We start from the raw sequence: 19,077 nt of genomic DNA, 5'->3' as shown, positions 1-19,077 counted from the left end.
CGGTTGCGTCAGCATCAACATGCAAAAAAAGCCGCTTCCGGCAATGGTATCTTTAGTACTGATTTGAGTATTACTAAGGATACTTAACCTAAGGATTTATGCGATCTGCTTTTTTTACCATCCTCATCCTGTCGATCAGCGTTTGTATGAATGGCTGTCGATCAGGCAGCACACCCACTTCGGATGAGGCCAAACAGATCGCCGTTGGCTGGGAACTCGTCAGCAATTTTACAAAAATAGACACGGGCTTCGAAGCCCGCTTCAGCCTCACTAATGGCAGTAGCACCCCACTGACCGATGCCAATTGGGCCTTGTTTTTCAACATGTCTCCCCGGCCGCTCATTCCAACGTTGACCCCTCAGCCTGCCACCGTCCACCATATCAATGGCGACTGGTATAAACTCACCCCTAACCCAGGCTTTACTCTGAAACCAGGTGCGACTATCCAAATTCGGTATGAAGGAACAGAAGCCGTCAATAAGCTGACGGATGCGCCAATGGGGCTTTATTTTGTTTTTTATTCGAAAGATGGCCAGGAAGAGCGCATCGTACAGGTAGCCAACTATAGCGTTACACCCTTTACCCGACGAGAGCAAATGCTGCGGGGCAAAATCGATAGCGAGCCGCTATTTACACCCGAGCATACCTATCAGACCAATCTGACAGCGTCTTTGCTTCCCGCCGATAACCTTCAACAAATCATTCCGTCGCCGGTCAAACTGACGCCCGGTACGGGCACATTAACCCTTAATTCGTCATTACCGATTTACACGGACAAAGGCCTCGAACGTGAAGCGAACTACCTGAGCCGGAAGTTAAAACCATTGACTGGCAGCAATTTCTCCGTAAGCACCGGAGCGCCGAAAGGACCCTGCATATCACTAAAAAAGGGCAACGTCAGCGTTAAGGGCGTTGCCAGCGAAGCGTACCGATTAGGCATCGACGGAAACGGGGTGCTCATTACCGGTAACGACGCAGCGGGGGTTTTCTATGGCGTTCAGAGTTTGCTGGCCCTCCTTCCGACCACAAGCTACTTGAAGCCTGCGGCTACTGTTGCCGTCCGCTATGTGCAGATCGAGGATGCCCCCCGCTTTGCCTTCCGGGGAATGCATCTGGATGTTAGCCGGAACTTCCAGACGAAAGAAACCATCCTGCGATTACTCGATCTGCTGGCCATTTATAAAATCAATACGTTCCTGTTCTACACGACAGAAGACGAGGGCTGGCGACTCGAAATCGATGGATTGCCCGAGCTGACTCAAGTGGGTGCCCAACGAGCCCATACGTCGGGAAAAGAAACGCCCGTGCTGCATCCGGCTTATGGCTCAGGCCCCAGGGCGTATGACGAAGGCAAATACGGCAGTGGGTATTATACAAAAGCCGATTTTATTGACATCCTGAAGTACGCCACTGAACGCCATATTAAAGTAATTCCTGAAATCAATTTACCGGGCCACGCCCGAGCGGCCATCAAAGCCATGGAGGCCCGCTACGAACGGTTGATGAAAGAAGGAAAAGAGAAAGAAGCCAGAGAATACCGGTTGATCGACCCCGATGACAAATCAGTGTATCTGTCGGCACAGGGCTATACCGATAACGTAGTGAGCGTTGGGCAGGAGTCCACCTATCATTTCTGCGAAAAAGTGATCGATGAGCTTACGAAGATGTATAGAGCAGCCGGTCTACCGATGGATGTTCTGCATACGGGTGGGGATGAAGTACCCGAAGGTGCCTGGACAAAATCGCCCGTAGCGGCCAGGGTGTTAAGCGCTAATCCAACGATCAAAGATCCCAAGAATCTGCAGACCTACTTCTTTCGGAACCTCGTCAAGCGACTCAAAAAGCGTAACCTGGAAATACATGGCTGGGAAGAAGCCGTATTGACCAAAGCCGCTGACGGGAAATTAGTCCTGAACCCTGAATTTGTTGGCCAGGGCGTAGTTCCGTATGTATGGAACAATCTGTTCGATATGGATCTGGGCAATCGGATGGCGAATGCGGGTTATCCCGTGGTGTTATGCAACGTGTCGAACTTTTACTTCGATATGGCCTATACCAACGATCCGCAGGAGCCGGGTCTGTACTGGGCGGGTTATGTCGATACGCGCAACAACTGGGCATTTGCGCCCTTCGATATGGTCAAGACAACCTATAAAACGTCGATGGGAAAACCCTTAACTTACGCGGGCCTGGAGCCTATGAAACCCGAAGCCCGCAAAAACATCCGGGGTGTAGAAGCCCAGCTCTGGAGCGAAACGGTTAAGGGCCGCGCCATGGCCGAATACGACATCCTGCCCAAACTGCTGGGCTTCGCCGAAAGTGCCTGGGCAGCAGAACGACCCTGGGAAACGATCGAGAATAAGCAGGCGCGCGAAAAATCGATGCGTATGGGCTGGAATGTATTTGCCAATACCCTGGCTCAGAAAGACTTACCCCGGCTGGCGACAATCAACGGCGGCTATACCTACCGGTTACCGCTGCCTGGTGCCCTTATTGAAAAAGGGATGCTTAAAGCCAATGTAGAACTGCCTGGCCTTGCCATTCGGTATACGACCAATGGAACGGAGCCCACGGCTCAGTCCACCTTGTATGCGGGGCCGGTGAAGGTTGCAGGCACGTTGACACTAAAAAGCTTCGATGCATCGGGCAGATCGAGCAGGTCGGTTGTCCTGAAGGTTCCGTAATGCCCCAGGCGAAGCGTATCGTATAGACCAGGCGAACACACTAAAAACTGAATGCATCAAATGACTATTGGGGTCGACTTAGGCGGGACGAACGTGCGGGCCGGGCTTGTGCAGAATGGATCAATTGTCCACCAGAAGAGTGGGCTGTTGCACCAAAAAGAATCACTTTCCTCTACCTTATCACAACTAATTGGACTGATTCGTCCCCTGGCGGACTCGTCGGTAAGCAGCATCGGCATTGGCGTTCCATCGGTGGTCGATGTGGGCCGGGGCATCGTTTATAATGTCGCCAATATCCCCTCCTGGAAAGAGGTAGCGTTGCGCGACATTCTGGAGGCAGAGTTCGCCGTTCCCGTATTTGTCAACAATGATGTGAATTGTTTCACCCTGGGCGAGCATCAGTTTGGGCAGGCGAAATCCTACCATTCGGTGGTTGGCATGTCTATTGGCACCGGACTCGGCTCGGGAATTATCATGAACAATCAACTTTTTGCGGGCTCAAATTGTGGCGCGGGCGAAATCGGCTTACTGCCTTACCGGGACAAAAATTTCGAGTATTATGCCTCTGCCGAATTTTTCAAGGCGGTTCACGGAACAACCGCCCTGGAAGCCAGCCAGGCGGCTCAACTGGGTGACCAAAAGGCGCGGCAACTATGGCTCGAATTTGGCCATCACTTTGGCTGGGCCATCAAAGCGGTCCTGTATGCCTATGATCCGGAAGTTATTGTATTAGGCGGCTCCATTGCCAAAGCGTACCCTTTCTTCAAAGCCGGGATGCTGGAGAGCATGCAGGATTTTGCCTATCCGATGACCCTGAAACGGTTGAAAATTTTCCAATCAGAAAAAGAAGGCATCGCTCTCCTGGGCGCTGCGGCTCTAGTCGACCAACGCGAGCGCACGTAAGGGACGTTTACCCGAACGGTTTACGAATGAAAAAAGCCTTCTTTTATTTTAACAGCCGGAAGCTCCTAAGAACTAATTATGAACCGTAACACCCTGATTGTTGTCCTGATTCTACTCGTTTTCTTTGTCATTTCGTTCCTGACCAACATTCTGGGGCCCATCATTCCCGACCTGGTCGACAGTTTTCATCTGAGCATTGGCCTGGCGGGTTTTCTGCCGTTTGCTTTTTTTGTCGCCTACGGTGTGTCGGTACCGGCGGGCTTACTAGTCGAAAAATACCGGGAAAAGCGGGTGTTGCTTGGGGCTTTTTTTCTGGCGTTTCTGGGTGCGCTGCTGGTTGCGCTGCTTCCCCGTTTTTCAGTCGCGCTGGTCTCCCTGTTCTCCATTGGTGTAGGGATGGCTATATTACAGGTCGTCATCAATCCGCTGTTGCGGGTGGCGGGTGGCGAAGCTCATTTTGCATTCAATTCGGTACTGGCGCAACTTTTCTCCGGAGCCGCTTCGTTTATCAGTCCTTTTTTATACAGTTATTTTGTCGTTAACCTTCACACAACGAACACCAGCCTTCCCATTGCCCTGCTCAACCGGCTGGTTCCTGTTCATCTCGAATGGGTATCGTTATACTGGGTGTTCGCCCTCACGACACTCCTGATGATTGTGGTGGTGGCTCTGATCAACTTCCCGACCGTGGAGCTTAAGGATGACGAAAAGATAGAAGTGGGCACCACGCTGACGGAATTAGTGAACAATAAAACCGTACTTCTCTTTTTCGCGGGAATTTTTGCGTATGTCGGTACAGAACAGGGCATTGCCAACTGGATCTCAACCTTTCTCCAACTCTATCATGGTGTTGACCCGGCCACTACCGGGGCTCAAGTGGTGGCTGCTTTCTGGGGACTGATGACGGTAGGCTGCGTGCTGGGCCTTGTTCTGTTAAAGCTGGCAGACAGCCGCTACGTGCTTATCCTGTTTACATTAGGTGCCATCATTGCCTTACTGGCCGGGCTGTTTGGCACAAAAGACGTGGCCCTGTATGCATTTCCGGCCACTGGCTTTTTTGCCTCCGTCATGTGGTCGATTATTTTCTCGCTCGCGCTTAATTCCATGCCTCGACATCACGGTACATTTTCGGGTATCCTGTGTACAGGTATCGTTGGGGGGGCGCTGGTGCCTCTGATCATTGGCGGCCTGGCCGAACTAGTCGGGCTTCGCTGGGCGATGCTGGTTTTGTTATTTACTTTGGGCTATATTTTCAGCATCGGCCTCTGGGCTAAACCATTGATTACCAACGCAATAATCAAACTAAAGAGCGACAGAGTTTATGAGTGAAGGAGCCGCCTGACGCAATCGCGCAACTTCCCGGTGGTTTTCACTCGTTTCCTCATTCGCTCATTCGCTCTTTCCCTATGCACAAGATTATTCTGTTGATCGACTTCGCGGAGGAATACAGCAAAAGCCTGTTGAAAGGCATCACGAAGTACTCGCGGGAGCATGGCCCCTGGATTTTTTGTCGGATGCCGCTCTTCCACCGGGAAACGATGGGCATTGACGGCATCTTGAACTGGGCGCTCGAATGGGAGGCCGACGGTATTATCGGACAACTATACAACGATGAAAACATCGGCAAAATCGTGCAGGCGGGCATTCCGCTCATTGCGCAGGACTTTAAGGAACGGTTCACCGAAATTCCCAACATAACAGGGGCTCACCACGAAACAGGCGCCATTGCCGCTGACTATTTCCTAAAAAAAGGCTTTAAAAACTTTGCCTTTTATGGATTCACCGACATCGTCTGGTCTCGGGAACGAGCGGAAGGATTCGAGGAACGTATTTCCAGAGCGGGCTATGAAGTTCATTATTTTGAGAATAAAAATGCACGGGCCAACGAGTCCGAATTGTGGTATTATAAGCCCAGCTCGCTGAGCCAGTGGCTACTATCGTTACCCAGGCCGGTTGCCATCATGGCTTGCGATGACCGCCTGGGACAGCATATTACCGAAGCCTGCCGACATTCGGGAATTCGCATTCCCGAAGAGGTAGCCGTTTTGGGAGTCGATAATGATGAAATGATTTGTGAGCTGTCGGACCCTCCCCTGTCAAGCATTGCGCAGGATGCCGAGAAAGGTGGCTATGATGCAGCCCGCCTGCTCGACCGCATGATCCGGAAAGAAACGGCCTCTTTTTATGACATCATCGTCAAACCCACACAGGTCATCACCCGCCAGTCGACCGACATCTACGCGACCCATGACGATTTCATTGCCACTTCGCTGAAGTACATCCATCAGAACATAGACAAAAATCTTCAAGTCGATGTTCTGGTCAAACAAGTACCCTTATCGAGACGGTCGCTGGAGATGCGGTTTCAGCACGAGATCGGTTACCCCATTTACAAGTATATTCAGAATCTACGCATGGAGAAGTTCTCGAAAAAGCTGCTGGAAACAGACTTGACGGTTTTTGAGATTGCCCTGGAACTCGGCCTGAACGACAGCAAAAACATTGCCCGGCAATTCCGGCAGGTAAAAGGCTGCACGCCCCTCGAATACCGAAATCGGTACCTGGCAGGCAAGTAGACTTAACTTACCGAAAACCTGATGTTTAAACCCGGACGCCGTCAATGACCGACAGCCGCCTGAATTTTCTGAATCGCCCGGGCAAACGACTCCATATCGGCCCGGCTACCCAGCATGGCCTGTTGAAAAATCCACACGGCTTCGTCGCGGCAGGCCCGCTCAGCTTCCGGGCAATACACCTGCGTATAATCGACCGATTTGGGGATGGCGTAACACATAAAGTTTTTCTGCTGAAACACGGGCTGTTTATACAACGGATGCGGATAGCCCGCCGAACAGGGAACTCCTTCTGCCGAGAGCATGGCAACAAATTCGTTCCTGGGTAGCTGGCCGAATTTGGTTCGATCATACTTGAAGATATACAGGTGATAGCAATGCCGAATCGCTACCGTTCCCCGGCTCAGGGGTGTAACGCCGTCAATATCGGCCAGCAGGCTATCGAGATAAAGGCCATTTTCGTTGCGGGTAATCGTCTGCTCATCCAGTCGTTTCAACTGCTCGGAAAGAAGCACCGCCTGGAGTTGCGTGATCCGGTAGTTGCAGCCAGGATTGAAATGGTCATACCATTGGCCACCCGGCAAACGACCCACATTCCGGAGCGAATTCATCGTTTCATACAGGGCCTCATCGTTAGTAATGACAATTCCTCCTTCGCCACTGGTGAGGTTTTTGGATGACTGGAAACTAAAGCTGCCTGCGTCGCCGATAGAGCCAAGTTTGCGGCCTTTGTACTCGGCTCCGTGTGCATGGGCCGCATCTTCGATCACCCGCAGGTTGTGCCGTTTAGCAATGTCCAGAATAGCCTCCATGTCGCAGGCCAAACCGGCAAAATGAACCGGAATGATCGCCCTTGTCTTCTCCGTAATGGCGGCTTCGATTCGGGCCGGATCGAGGTTATAAGTTTGCGGATCAATATCAACGAAGACGGGCACGGCATTTATTTCCAGTACGACCGAGGCCGTTGCAATGAACGTGTAAGGCGGCACGATGACTTCATCGCCGGGTCGTAGGCCAGCGGCAATTAAAGCCAGCCGTAGCGATACCGAACCGTTTACGCAGGTCACGGCATATTTGCTACCACAATAGGCAGCAAACTCCTGCTCAAAGCGGGCCACGTCATCGGCACAGTCGGGATTTCCCCATTGGCCACTCCGCACCACACCGGCCACCGCCTGAACGTCGGCTTCGTCGTAGATGGGCCAGGGGAAAATCTTGCTCACGGATTTTGGCCCGCCCTCTATTGCCAATTGTTTTTTATTTATATCCATCATTCTGTACGGTCTTTTGGGACTATTCGTTTAACAAGCTGAACCCAGTGCCAATATAGTACATGGATGAACCGGTTTCAGGCTATCGAACTACGTATTGACGTTGCCTTATAAGCTAGGCTGAACAGACCGAACAAATCCGCGAAACGCGCTGTTCTGACAATACGCCGATGGCTTACGCATTAATGACAGAGGGCACGACCACCGCGAAGAAAGAGTATCAACTTAGGCGTTCCAAGCCGTTCACCCGATAGCAAACCACTTTACCTATGAAAGGCTTTCAATTTTCTGATTATGTACCACCCGAACAAAAAGAAGGCAGCAAATTCGACCAGTTGCTGAACATCTTCCAGCAGTTGCTGCTCTTGACCTCCGGGGATGTCGAGCAGGCCATGTCCTGGATGAGCCAGCTCGATCGCCAGTATGGTCTCACCGATGACAAATACGGCATTGGTAATTTCTTCGATGACCTGAAAGAAAAAGGCTACCTGACAGAAGACAATCAGGAAGGAAAAATTGTGATGACGCCAAAAAGCGAACAGACGATTCGCCGGAGCGCCCTCGAAGAAATATTTGGTAAACTTGAGCGCTCCAAATCAGGCGGCAATCACCAGACGCCTTATACCGGCACCGGCGACGAGCTGAGCAGCGACATTCGCACGTATCAGTTTGGCGACTCCCTGGAACAGATTTCCATGACCGAATCCATCCGCAACGCCCAGATTAACAGTGGCGTAGAAGATTTTACGCTCATGGAACGCGATCTGGAAGTGACGCAGAAAGAGCAGAAAACGCAGACCTCTACCGTGCTGATGATCGACATCAGCCACTCCATGATTCTGTATGGCGAAGACCGGATTACACCCGCCAAAAAAGTGGCGCTTGCGCTGGTTGAACTGATCAAAATCAAGTATCCGAAAGACACCCTCGATATTGTAGTGTTTGGCAACGATGCCTGGCAGATTCAGGCCAAAGACCTGCCTTATCTGGAAGTTGGCCCTTACCATACCAATACCGTAGCGGGTTTGGAACTGGCGATGGATTTACTGCGTCGGCGCAAGAACAAAAACAAGCAGATCTTCATGATCACCGACGGCAAACCGACCTGTTTGAAAGAAGGCATCAAATACTACAAGAACTCGTTCGGACTCGACCGGAAGGTCGTTAGCAAAACGCTGACCCTGGCCGCACAGGCCCGTCGGCTGGAGATCCCGATTACGACCTTTATGATTGCCTCCGACCCCTACCTGAAACAGTTTGTGCAGGAGTTTACGAAAGTGAACAACGGCCGGGCATATTACAGCGGTCTGCAGGGATTAGGCAACATGATGTTCGAAGATTTTCAGCGGAACCGTCGCAAGAATATCAAGTAATAACTGAAAAAATGAGTGGCGTGTAGCATCGGAGAACCCGATGCTACACGCCACTCATTTTTTATACGTCTGCTGGTTAAGCCGCCCCATCCAAATAAAAGATACAAAAAACGAATAGGGGCGGTTCGTTAGTTTAATGTACATACTCTTCGTATAAATGACCACTTTCGCCAGTAAAGCCATTGCTTACTATAACTCTCTGGAAAAACCCGCCAATCTTCCGCCGGATATTGGTGTTTTGAACCCGTATCCGCAACCGGAGGTTCGGGCCATTGTCGATGAGTTTTACACAAATTTCTTTGCAGACACCGCTCCTCGGGTGTTTGTGCTGGGCATTAATCCAGGTCGATTTGGAGCGGGTGTAACAGGAATTTCGTTCACGACGCCCCAGAATCTGCGCCGGTACTGCGGCATTGCTAACGACCTGCGCGACACACCCGAACTATCGAGTCGATTTATTTACCAGGTTGTTGACGCCTTCGGTGGGGCGAAGGCATTTTACAGCCAGTTTTTTCTGACATCGCTGTTTCCGTTGGCCCTCACCAAAAATGGACCTGCCCGAGATGGAAAACTGGGTGGCCCAAAAAATTACAACTTTTACGACGACCGCAAAACCACCGAAGCACTATGGACCGCCATCACCGAAACGGTTCGTACCCAGATTGACTTTGGTTGCAACAGGCGAGTAGCGGTGTGTCTGGGTCGCAAAAATGAAACGTATTTGCGTCGACTCAATGAGCAACAGGGTTTCTTCGACCGCATTCTTACCCTCGACCATCCACGCTACATTTTGCAATATAAATCGAAGGATATAGCGACGTATCTTGATCGTTACATTGCTACCCTACATGAATGCGTGGAAGGCGCCTAACGAACGACTTATTGTCTAGTGAGTCGTTCGTTAGGCATCAACGTTTTGTTAAACCTTCGTTAGTTCCAATGTAATTGTATAGGTCTCATCTTTGCCGTCACCGTCATAATCCTCCATTTCTTGCCCGGAAAGTTTCAGGGTGTTACCACTGATTACCGTATCATAGACAGTCACATCAGATCCGCTGGTCAGGGTCAATTTGTTGCCATCTAATTTCCAGCTTGAATTTTCCTCAACGGGGTTCATGTCCGTCGTAGTCGAGCATTTAGATCCTGCTGTTCCGCTAACTTTCCCATTGGCGTTGAACGTAATCACGGAAGTGGTCAGGCACTCCACGGCATCATTCCCAAGCCCGTTGGGCAATGACCGCAAAATGACCAGCATATCGTTGACTTTCTGGCCATTTCCCGAAATATCAATACCGGGGTCAATCTTATAACCGGATATTTTCCAGCTACCCTGTACGGATGATGTTGTTGGCGTTACGACATCGTCACTACCTTTTTTACAGCTTCCGAACCATAGCGGCATGGCTACTACTAGTGCCCAGGCCATGATCCGGGCGATATTCATCGTTTTCATAAAAGTATCCAATTGATTTGTTTTTAAGTTATTACAAATCTATTGGAGCCATTCAGCGCGTTAAGTAACTTACTGTGTGAACGGTCGTATTTACTGAGTGAAGTGTATTTGTTGGCCGATGAATTGACTTCAGCGTTGTCTGACTAGTTCATAAAAAAACCGGCTCACTCGTGAGCCGGTCCTCGAAAAGCGCTGATTTACGTTCTTATTGTTTCTTCAATTCCATGGTGTACGTGTAAATGGTAGGACTAGGCGTAGGATAGTTCAAGGTACCTTGCCATTGCAGTTTCATCGTAGACCCTGTGCTCAGAACGGTATAAGCCGTTTTAGTCCCATCACTTTTGGTCACCGTCAGTTGGTTACCACTCAGGCTCCATTTACTGGTGGCATCGATGCCGGTAAACGTGCTAACCGGAACAGGAATCGTTTGGCATGCTGCGGGGTTATCAGTGGTTGCTTCCCCACCGGTCTTAAACGTAATGGTAAGATCGTTCAGGCAAGTTGTGTTATTAAAGAACAGCTTAGAGCCTGCTATCAAGTCGGTATACAACCCCAGGGCCTTAGGATCAATAGTCAAGGTGCTGATTTTGTAGCTTCCTTCAACCGTGGGTGTATCGGTAATAATCGGGTTGTCATCTTTTGAGCAACTACCAAACCACACTGGAATGGCGATAAGTAGTGCCCAGGCGAATAAGCGGGATAAACGGAGGTCTTTCATTTGCTTCTGGTTGTAAAAGTTGATTAACTAGGTCATGCCATACTCTGGCCTACAAAGAAAGACAGTTCTTCGATACAATGGTACGCGATCTATTCAGTGGTGGTCAAGGATTAGAACCAAGTCACCTTCCTGGCAAACCAATGACGTTCCAGGCCTTCTGGTATGAACCAGGCAACGATTCCGGGCCAAGGACCTGAAAATAAGTACCGGTGCTAAAATGATATCTGATGCATGTTGAAACGAACAACTGTATAACTTTACAACCGCTAGGGCCGAACAGCCTGTTACTTTATACCCTCTTCTTATGCTCGTAACGACTACCTCTAACATTGAAGGCAAACGTATCACCAAATATGTGGGTCTGGTCAACGGTGAGGCCATTATTGGCGCCAATCTCGTTAAAGATTTTTTTACCACGATCAAGGATGTCGTCGGCGGTCATTCGGGGGCCTATGTTCAGGCCCTACGGGAAGCAAAAAGTATAGCCCTCAAAGAAATGATTGAGCAGGCCACCCGCCTGGGTGCTACGGCCATCATCGGCGTTGATCTGGACTACCAGACCATTGGCGGCAACGGCGCCATGCTCATGGTCAGCGCCAACGGCACGGCGGTCGTTGTCGAGTAAAGCAGTAGCTCTACGTTTATTTCCGATAAAAAAAAGGACGGGTATCTTACCAGCAACTGCCTGATAAGATACCCGTCCTTTTTTATCCTCTTGATTACCTATAGCCAGCAATCGGTTTAGAACCGATCGTCATCGTCATCGTCATCCTCTTCTTCCTCTTCACCAAAACTGGTGCCGGGGTTGAACATTGAGCCAAGCAAATCCTTGAATGACAGGCCTGTATCCAATGCCTTTTTACCCACTAGTGAGTGTTCGGCCAGTCCATGCAGAGCGAACTCCATCATGAACAGCTTTTCCGTTTTGCTCAAACGCGGATGGAATTGGTCAACCAAATCGTCGAGACCATCAATGGTACGCAACCGAGCTTCGTAATCACGGTTGGTCATTTCGTTGAGGAAATCCATCACATTACCATCACCGAACCAATCCGTGATTTTCTTGTAAGGATTACCCCGCTTGTCTTTCTTAGCTTTTTCAGGGTTCGGGAAATACCCTAAAAACTGATTCCGAATGGCTTTACCGATCAGGTTCTGCGCCACAATCACCGGCCCTTCTACCTCACCTTCATAGACCAGTTCTACCTTTCCACAGATGGCAGGTACGACACCGTAGAGATCGGCAATGCGCACATACGTTTCTTTTTCGCCGTTGATCAGTGCCCGCCGTTCAGCCGAGGAAAGCAGGTTCTCGTAAGCCGAAATCGTCATCCGGGCCGATACGCCACTTTTCGAATCAACGTATTCACTTTCACGGGCTTCCAGAGCGATCTGCTCGATCAGATCAGTAATCAGATCATTGGTTTTCACCATGCCTTTCTGCTCGGTTTTTACGACGGCTTCCTGCATGGTGATTTTCTTCCCGATTTCGATCGATTTCGGATAGTGGGTCACAATCTGGGAGTCAATCCGGTCTTTCAGAGGTGTTACGATACTGCCACGATTGGTGTAATCTTCCGGGTTGGCCGTAAAGACGAACTGGATATCGAGCGGCAAGCGAAGTTTAAACCCACGTATCTGAATGTCGCCCTCCTGTAAAATGTTGAACAAAGATACCTGAATACGGGCCTGGAGATCAGGTAGCTCATTGATCACAAAAATACAACGGTGTGATCGAGGAATTAGCCCGTAGTGAATGGTCCGTTCGTCGGAGTAAGGCAGTTTAAGCGTAGCGGCTTTGATGGGATCCACATCCCCGATCAGGTCGGCAACCGATACATCGGGCGTCGCGAGTTTTTCAGTATACCGATCATTCCGGTGCAACCACGTGATGGGTGTCTGGTCGCCTTTCTCAGCGATCAGATCGACGGCAAAGCGGGAAAGGGGCAGAAGCGGGTCATCGTTCAGTTCTGACCCGGCCACCACCGGAATATACTCATCCAACAGATTGACCATCAGGCGAGCAATCCGTGTTTTAGCCTGCCCACGCAACCCCAATAAATTAATATGGTGCATGGAAAGAATGGCGCGCTCTACATCCGGAATAACCGTATCTTCATAACCCCATATACCCGGAAAAACCACTTCCTTTTCCTTAATTCGGTCGATTAAATTGTCCCGCAGTTCCTGTTTGATTGAGCGGGTTTCATACCCGGCGGCTTTGAGTTCGCCAAGCGTAGTGATTGCTAATAATTTTGATGCTTTCAGGCTGCGGTAGCTCATTTGTTTACGAATAGATGATAGTAATGAATAACGAGTTATTCTTCATCTTGCATTATTCACTGTTACATTGTTCTAACAGGCTTTCGAAGGAAATGGTTTTTGGACAGTCAAATTGACTAATTTTACCAATTATGCCCAGGAGAACAAGCTCCGTTTGCCGTTTATGAAATCAAGAACATTACTTTTCTTTTTCTTTAGTACACTTATTGGATTAACCAGTTGCCGCGTTCAGCACAGCCCGCCGGAACTTATCAAGCTGTCGGCGCCCCAGGCTTACGTAGATCAGGGACTGACCCTGACGGGCTATCAGTTTGGCAATGAGCCAACCGTTACATTTGGTGTAGGAGCCGGTGCCATGTCGGCCCCTATTGGCAGTCACGACGAGACCACAATTCAGGTAACGGTGCCTCGTGTTGCACCCGGAAAAACGCAGGTTAGGGTTCAAACCCAGGAGGGCACGTCTGACCCACTGCCCTTTACGGTTCAGCAACCACCCCCAATTATAACGGCGATTACGCCAGCCAACGGCCTTCAGGGGCAGCTTATTACCGTAACCGGCGATTACCTGAATCAGATAAAACGGGTCCGTTTTGACAATATTGATGCGGTAGTACAAGACAGCTCTGCGAAAAAGATTACCTTTTCCGTACCCGCCACCGTAGCACGCGGACCTCAGCCACTAACGATCGAAACCATCGGGGGCGGTGTTACCAATCGATTTATTGTTACCGGAACACCCCAGATTACCAGCGTAAGTCCCCTGAACACAAAGCCCGGGGCGGAGCTGGTCATTCAGGGCAAAAACTTCACCGATGGCATTGTGAGTATCAATGGCCTCACGACCGACAAAACCCTGACAACGATCAAGGATACCGAAATTCGTACCATCATTCCGGCTACGGCCACATCCGGTCGGGTAACGGTGCAGGTTTTCGAAACATTAGTCGCCACCAGTACCGATTCGGTAAAGATCTTCCAAGCCCCATTCATTACACACCTTCAGGCTCAGGATGGTATTGCGGGTGATAAACTAGTGATTGAAGGCCGTAATATGAGTCAATTGACGTCGGTGTTGATTGGGAACGTACCCGCCACATTCCGTATCCTTAGTGACGCCCAAATAGAGGCCGTTGTACCGGCATTACCGGCGTCGGCGCAAGTGTCGGTATCGGCAAGTGGGATTGGCGGAACGACAACGGCCACCGATCCATTCTTCTTTTATGTAGCCCCTTCCAATCTCGTCCTGACACCAGCGCGACAGCTCCGGGGCAAAACACTTACCGTATCGGGCAGAAACCTTTACCGCATCACGGCCGTCAGTATCAGTGGCATTCCAGTGCCCATAACCAGCCGAAATGAAGGTATGGACCTGTTGGTTGGTATTCCAACAACGGCAGTTAGTGGTTCTGTTACCGTTACCAGCCGCGCGGGCACAGCATCGGCCCCCCTGGTTATTGTTCAAAAAGCGATTGTTTCGGATGTGATCCCGCTTATGGCCCGGCCTGGTGAACGCGTAGTCTTACGAGGTGACTTTTTGAAGGACGCCCAGATTCTTTTCGCTGGCTCCGCTACGGCTGCGGTCGATGGTGGTAAAAACGAAGAATCCGAACGCTGGGTAACGGTCCCTGCCGATGCCCAAACGGGCCCTCTGCGCGTAATAAACCTGACCAATGAGGCAACCACCACGGCTGCCTTCACCGTACTTCGGCTAATTTCAAACGTAGATTTTACGCCAAAGTCCGGGAAGGTTGGCGACGACCTAATTTTAACGGGTCAGAATATAGCTACCGTTCAGGAAGTTCGGTTTGGCAATGGCGCATCAGCTGCTGCCAAATTTGTTGTCGAAGGCGCCACCCTTCGCGTGACGGTGCCAACCGGCGCAACAACGGGCCAGATCTGCCTGACGAACGCAGCTGGCACCAGTTGTACCAGTGCCAGTTTTACCGTAACTAGGTAGAGCCGCATACTTGCGGCTCATTCGCGTCAGCAACAGTTCATATAAATAAAAACTATTCAAACACGTAAAATTGCTGACGCGTCTGAGACGCAAGTATGCGTCTCTACATGCATATCTGTTTGACCAGCACTTCGTTGATCCGAACATAGCTCTCGTGGGTCCAGCCAGCAATGTGCGGGGTCAGGACAACCCGGTCTGACTGACGAAGGTAGTCGAACGAGCGTTGCTGTTCGGGCGTAAGTTTGGCTAGCTTCTCGTTTTCCAGCACATCCAGACAGGCACCCCGAATTTTACCGGTCTCCAGCCCACGCACTACCGCCGAGAGAGAGGCAATTTCGCCCCGTGCAATATTAACCAGGTAGAAAGGCTTGCCAAACTGATCAATAAACGCGTCGTCGATTAGCCTTCGGGTTTCGTCGGTTAGCGGGATGTGCAGGCTCAATACATCCGCTTCGGCACAGATTTTCGCCAGTGTGGCTTCCTCGGCAAAGGTGTCTCCGTAGTTGGTCAGGAATTTGTCGTAGGCCAGCACCCGGCAGCCGAAACCACTCAGCCGACGGGCTGTTGCACGGCCGTTATTCCCATAACCAATAAGGCCTACGGTCAGGCCCCCAAGTTCGTAGCCCCGATTCCCTTCGCGGTCCCAGATACCCTGGCGTACTTCCCGGTCAGCTTTCAGAATATTGGCCAGCAAACCCAGTAACATTCCAACCATATGTTCGGCAACGGCGTCGCGGTTGCCTTCGCCCGCGTGAAACACCCGGATTCCCCGCCGTTCGACGGCCGCCAGATCAATTAAATCGAGTCCGGCACCGGCCCGGCCAATAAACTGAAGGTTGGGTGCCTGAGCCAGCACGTCTTCATCTATCGTGGTTTTGCTTCGAATGATCAGTCCTTCGTAGGGTGCTAATGTGGTTAATAAGTCAGCCCGCGTGATTTTGGGCTGGTAATCGTACCGAAAGCCAGCCCCATCAAGCAGGGCAAAAAGTGACGGGTGCATTTCGTCGGCAATGAGAATAGACAGTTGATTCTGGGACATCTGTGGGGTTTTCGTAACTTGCAGGCAATTACAATGAAAAATGTAGAATGAAAAGTGACGAATAAACACGTGTTTTGTTTATTCCGTTTATTCATCACGTTTCATTCTACATTTTTCACTATTTGCTAACTCTTGGCGAAACTACAAAAAGTGCATGGAACAACGCCAATCCGAAGAATCGAACCCACACCGGACGAATGTGTCTGATGAGTCCACTCCAGACAATCGGCTACCTAATAAGCAAGCGGGTGAGACCGACCCAACAACTCCGCAGCAGGCGGGTAGTCAGGCTGTAGATAACCGACAGGAAACGCCAACACGCGAAAATCGCAATGGCGAACCACGTACGAATGAGCAACGGAACAGCGGACAACGCCCTGAACGGAACCGCGATGGCGGACCACGCGATGGCCAACAACGCAATGGCGCTCAGAACCAACGTGATAATCGCAATGGCGAACCACGCAATGGCGAACCACGTACAAACGAGCCGCGCAATCAGAACAACCGCCAGAACCGCGACGAACGACCGGCTGCTTCGGGGGCAACGCCAGCCGTTGTTCCTGCATCGACTGACCGGCCAGAACGAGGCCAACGGCCGAACAATCAACGGCCTAAACAGCAGCGCGAAGGTCAGCCAGCAAACACTCCCCGATCAGCTGAAAACCGGCAACGTGATGATGCCCAGCCCAATCGGAATCGCCCGGCAACCGACAACCGGAGTAGCCAGCGCGATACCGGGTTCATGAATTCTGAACCGCGCGAGGATACTGACCAATCGAGCCAGCTTGCCGAAAACGCGGGGCGCGATGATCGGTTGGTAATTGGCATTTCGCTCGGCGACTTCAATGGCATAGGTCCCGAAGTGATTCTGAAAGCGCTGCAGTACAACCGGTTACAAAAAATCTGCACGCCCGTCATTTACGGCTCCATGCGGATTCTGAACCGATACCGTAACTTGCTGAATCTGAAAGACTGGAACCTGAACGGTGCCCAGACAGTAGGGCAGATCAGCCACAAGCTCACTAATGTTATTACCTGTTGGCCCGATCAAAACCAGGAAATTCAGCCCGGTCAGGTAACTCCCGAAGCTGGACAAGCGGCACTGGCGTGTTTGCAACGTGCCGTTGATGACCTTAAAGCGGGGAAACTGGATGCGCTGGTAACCGCCCCTATCAACAAAAATAATATTCAGTCGGAAGAGTTTAAGTTTCCGGGTCATACCGAATACCTGGCCGAAGAATTTGGGGTAACGGACAACCTGATGTTTTTGGTAAGCCAGACCCTGCGCGTGGGCGTTGTAACGGGCCACGTACCGCTGGGCCGCGTTCGCCAGAATGTTACCCGCGAACGGATTGCTCAAAAACTAACCCTGATGATGCAGTCGCTGAAGCAGGATTTTGGCATCGAAAAACCGAAAATTGCCGTACTGGGCCTAAACCCCCATGCAGGCGAAGAAGGATTGCTGGGTACGGAGGAGAATGAGATTATAAAACCCCTCATTGCTGAATGGCGCAACAAAGGCCAGCTGGTGTTTGGGCCCTACCCTGCCGATGGTTTCTTTGGCACACGGGCTTACGCAAAATTCGATGCAGTACTGGCCATGTATCACGACCAGGGCCTGATCCCATTTAAAGCGATTGCCTTCGAAGAAGGCGTCAACTTTACGGCAGGCATGCCTGCTGTTCGAACATCGCCCGATCATGGTACTGCCTACGACATTGCAGGTAAGGATATGGCAGACGAAACCTCCATGCTACAGGCTATTTACACGGCCATCGACGTGGCCCGGAATCGAAAAGAATTTTTAGAACTGGAAGCAGGCGCACTAAAGTAGTTTACGGTTTTCTGTTTGCGGTTGGCTAACGCAAAAAGTTATTGACCCGCCAGTCAACCGTAAGCAGAAAACTGAAAACCATAAACAATAAATTATGCTTAAATCAATGACCGGCTTCGGCAACGCAACGGTGGAGGCTGGTGGCCTGTCGGTAACAGCGGAAGTTAAAACGCTGAACTCTAAGTTTCTGGATATCTATTGCCGAATGCCCCGCCAGTTTTCCGACAAGGAAATTGAACTTCGGGCCTTACTGACGCAGCAATTAGAGCGGGGGAAAGTTGAACTTTCGCTCAATCTGACGCGGGTCAATGCGGTTCGGCCCGGCGTTACGATTAACCGGCCGTTGGTGCTGGCCTACGTTTCGGATCTTAAAGAAACCGCCAACACGATGCTGATGAGCATACCGGATAGCGATGTCCTGCAACTGGCCCTGCAACAGCCCAATGCTTATCTTACCGAGTCGAACGACACCACCGCCGACTCGTCCGACTGGGAAACGGTGCTGGCGGCCGTGAAGGAAGCGATTCATCGGTGCGATGGCTTCCGTAAGCAGGATGGAGCCGTTCTGGAAAGTAAGTTTCAGGAGTACATCCAGATCATTACCGACCGACTGGCTGATATTGAGGAACATGACGTTCGGCGTATTCCGGCGGTGCGCGACCGGATGCGGAATTCGGTACGCGAGTTACTCGACAGTGAATCCTTCGATCAAAACCGTTTTGAGCAGGAATTAGTCTATTACGTAGAGAAGTTCGACATCTCGGAAGAGAAAGTCCGGTTAAACAATCACCTGAGCTACTTTCTGGAAGTACTGGCAACGGAAGAGGCCAACGGCAAAAAACTTAACTTTATTTCGCAGGAAATTGGCCGTGAGATCAATACCATCGGCTCAAAAGCCAATGACTCCTCCATTCAACGGTTTGTGGTGCAAATGAAAGATGAGCTGGAGAAAATTAAGGAACAGACCATGAATGTGATCTAGTTTA

At 50.7% G+C, this 19,077-nt stretch carries 15 protein-coding genes; 10 read left to right on the top strand and 5 right to left on the bottom strand.

What is annotated here, in order from left to right:
- Positions 1–98: 98 nt before the first annotated feature.
- The 4 genes from ACYVAM_RS15740 (at position 99) to ACYVAM_RS15725 (ending at position 6,163) form a co-directional block, all read left to right on the top strand.
- Complete coding sequence (locus ACYVAM_RS15740) at positions 99–2,684, top strand: family 20 glycosylhydrolase (protein ID WP_461068601.1); 2,586 nt, start codon at positions 99–101, stop codon at positions 2,682–2,684.
- A gap of 60 nt (positions 2,685–2,744) precedes the next feature.
- Entirely contained in the window at positions 2,745–3,587 is an 843-nt protein-coding gene (locus ACYVAM_RS15735) for an ROK family protein (protein ID WP_461069621.1), read from the top strand.
- Between the two features lie 78 nt (positions 3,588–3,665).
- On the top strand, positions 3,666–4,916 hold the full coding sequence (locus ACYVAM_RS15730) for an MFS transporter (protein ID WP_461068599.1): 1,251 nt from the start codon (positions 3,666–3,668) through the stop codon (positions 4,914–4,916).
- A 77-nt stretch (positions 4,917–4,993) separates the two neighbouring features.
- The gene (locus ACYVAM_RS15725; protein ID WP_461068597.1) at positions 4,994–6,163 is read left to right on the top strand and encodes a XylR family transcriptional regulator; all 1,170 of its coding nucleotides are present in this window, start codon (positions 4,994–4,996) and stop codon (positions 6,161–6,163) included.
- Between the two features lie 41 nt (positions 6,164–6,204).
- Here ACYVAM_RS15725 and ACYVAM_RS15720 read toward each other — a convergent pair whose 3' ends face one another.
- Entirely contained in the window at positions 6,205–7,434 is a 1,230-nt protein-coding gene (locus ACYVAM_RS15720; protein WP_461068595.1) for a DegT/DnrJ/EryC1/StrS family aminotransferase, read from the bottom strand.
- A 266-nt stretch (positions 7,435–7,700) separates the two neighbouring features.
- Between ACYVAM_RS15720 and ACYVAM_RS15715 the strand changes: the two genes are divergently transcribed.
- On the top strand, positions 7,701–8,804 hold the full coding sequence (locus tag ACYVAM_RS15715; protein WP_046375993.1) for a vWA domain-containing protein: 1,104 nt from the start codon (positions 7,701–7,703) through the stop codon (positions 8,802–8,804).
- 157 nt (positions 8,805–8,961) lie between these two features.
- Complete coding sequence (locus ACYVAM_RS15710; protein ID WP_461068592.1) at positions 8,962–9,675, top strand: uracil-DNA glycosylase family protein; 714 nt, start codon at positions 8,962–8,964, stop codon at positions 9,673–9,675.
- Between the two features lie 48 nt (positions 9,676–9,723).
- Here ACYVAM_RS15710 and ACYVAM_RS15705 read toward each other — a convergent pair whose 3' ends face one another.
- Both ACYVAM_RS15705 and ACYVAM_RS15700 read right to left on the bottom strand, forming a co-directional pair.
- Positions 9,724–10,257 carry a lipocalin-like domain-containing protein gene (locus tag ACYVAM_RS15705; RefSeq protein ID WP_461068590.1) on the bottom strand — a complete coding sequence of 178 codons (534 nt, stop codon included), beginning with the start codon at positions 10,255–10,257 and terminating at the stop codon, positions 9,724–9,726.
- Positions 10,258–10,462: 205 nt separating this feature from the next.
- Positions 10,463–10,975, bottom strand: a complete 513-nt coding sequence (locus ACYVAM_RS15700; protein WP_461068588.1) for a lipocalin family protein — start codon at positions 10,973–10,975, stop codon at positions 10,463–10,465.
- Positions 10,976–11,279: 304 nt separating this feature from the next.
- Here ACYVAM_RS15700 and ACYVAM_RS15695 point away from each other — a divergent pair, with 304 nt between their 5' ends.
- Positions 11,280–11,600, top strand: coding sequence for a heavy metal-binding domain-containing protein (locus ACYVAM_RS15695; protein ID WP_461068586.1), 321 nt, complete (start codon positions 11,280–11,282; stop codon positions 11,598–11,600).
- Positions 11,601–11,716: 116 nt separating this feature from the next.
- On the opposite strand, the gene ACYVAM_RS15690 is transcribed toward ACYVAM_RS15695, so the two are convergent.
- Entirely contained in the window at positions 11,717–13,258 is a 1,542-nt protein-coding gene (locus ACYVAM_RS15690; RefSeq protein WP_461068584.1) for a P-loop NTPase family protein, read from the bottom strand.
- 163 nt (positions 13,259–13,421) lie between these two features.
- Between ACYVAM_RS15690 and ACYVAM_RS15685 the strand changes: the two genes are divergently transcribed.
- Positions 13,422–15,215 carry an IPT/TIG domain-containing protein gene (locus ACYVAM_RS15685; RefSeq protein ID WP_461068582.1) on the top strand — a complete coding sequence of 598 codons (1,794 nt, stop codon included), beginning with the start codon at positions 13,422–13,424 and terminating at the stop codon, positions 15,213–15,215.
- A 103-nt stretch (positions 15,216–15,318) separates the two neighbouring features.
- Here the strand turns inward: ACYVAM_RS15685 and ACYVAM_RS15680 are convergent, their stop codons facing one another.
- The gene (locus ACYVAM_RS15680; RefSeq protein ID WP_461068580.1) at positions 15,319–16,254 is read right to left on the bottom strand and encodes a 2-hydroxyacid dehydrogenase; all 936 of its coding nucleotides are present in this window, start codon (positions 16,252–16,254) and stop codon (positions 15,319–15,321) included.
- 154 nt (positions 16,255–16,408) lie between these two features.
- Here ACYVAM_RS15680 and pdxA point away from each other — a divergent pair, with 154 nt between their 5' ends.
- Both pdxA and ACYVAM_RS15670 read left to right on the top strand, forming a co-directional pair.
- A complete protein-coding gene (pdxA, locus tag ACYVAM_RS15675) occupies positions 16,409–18,091 on the top strand; it encodes a 4-hydroxythreonine-4-phosphate dehydrogenase PdxA (RefSeq protein ID WP_461068578.1) in 1,683 nt (560 codons plus the stop codon).
- Positions 18,092–18,185: 94 nt separating this feature from the next.
- The gene (locus tag ACYVAM_RS15670) at positions 18,186–19,073 is read left to right on the top strand and encodes a YicC/YloC family endoribonuclease (protein WP_461068576.1); all 888 of its coding nucleotides are present in this window, start codon (positions 18,186–18,188) and stop codon (positions 19,071–19,073) included.
- The last annotated feature ends 4 nt before the right edge of the window (positions 19,074–19,077 follow it).

This window comes from Spirosoma horti, assembly GCF_054776595.1.
Note: the sequence above shows the minus strand (reverse complement) of the source record. Positions and strands in the feature narration are given on the sequence as shown.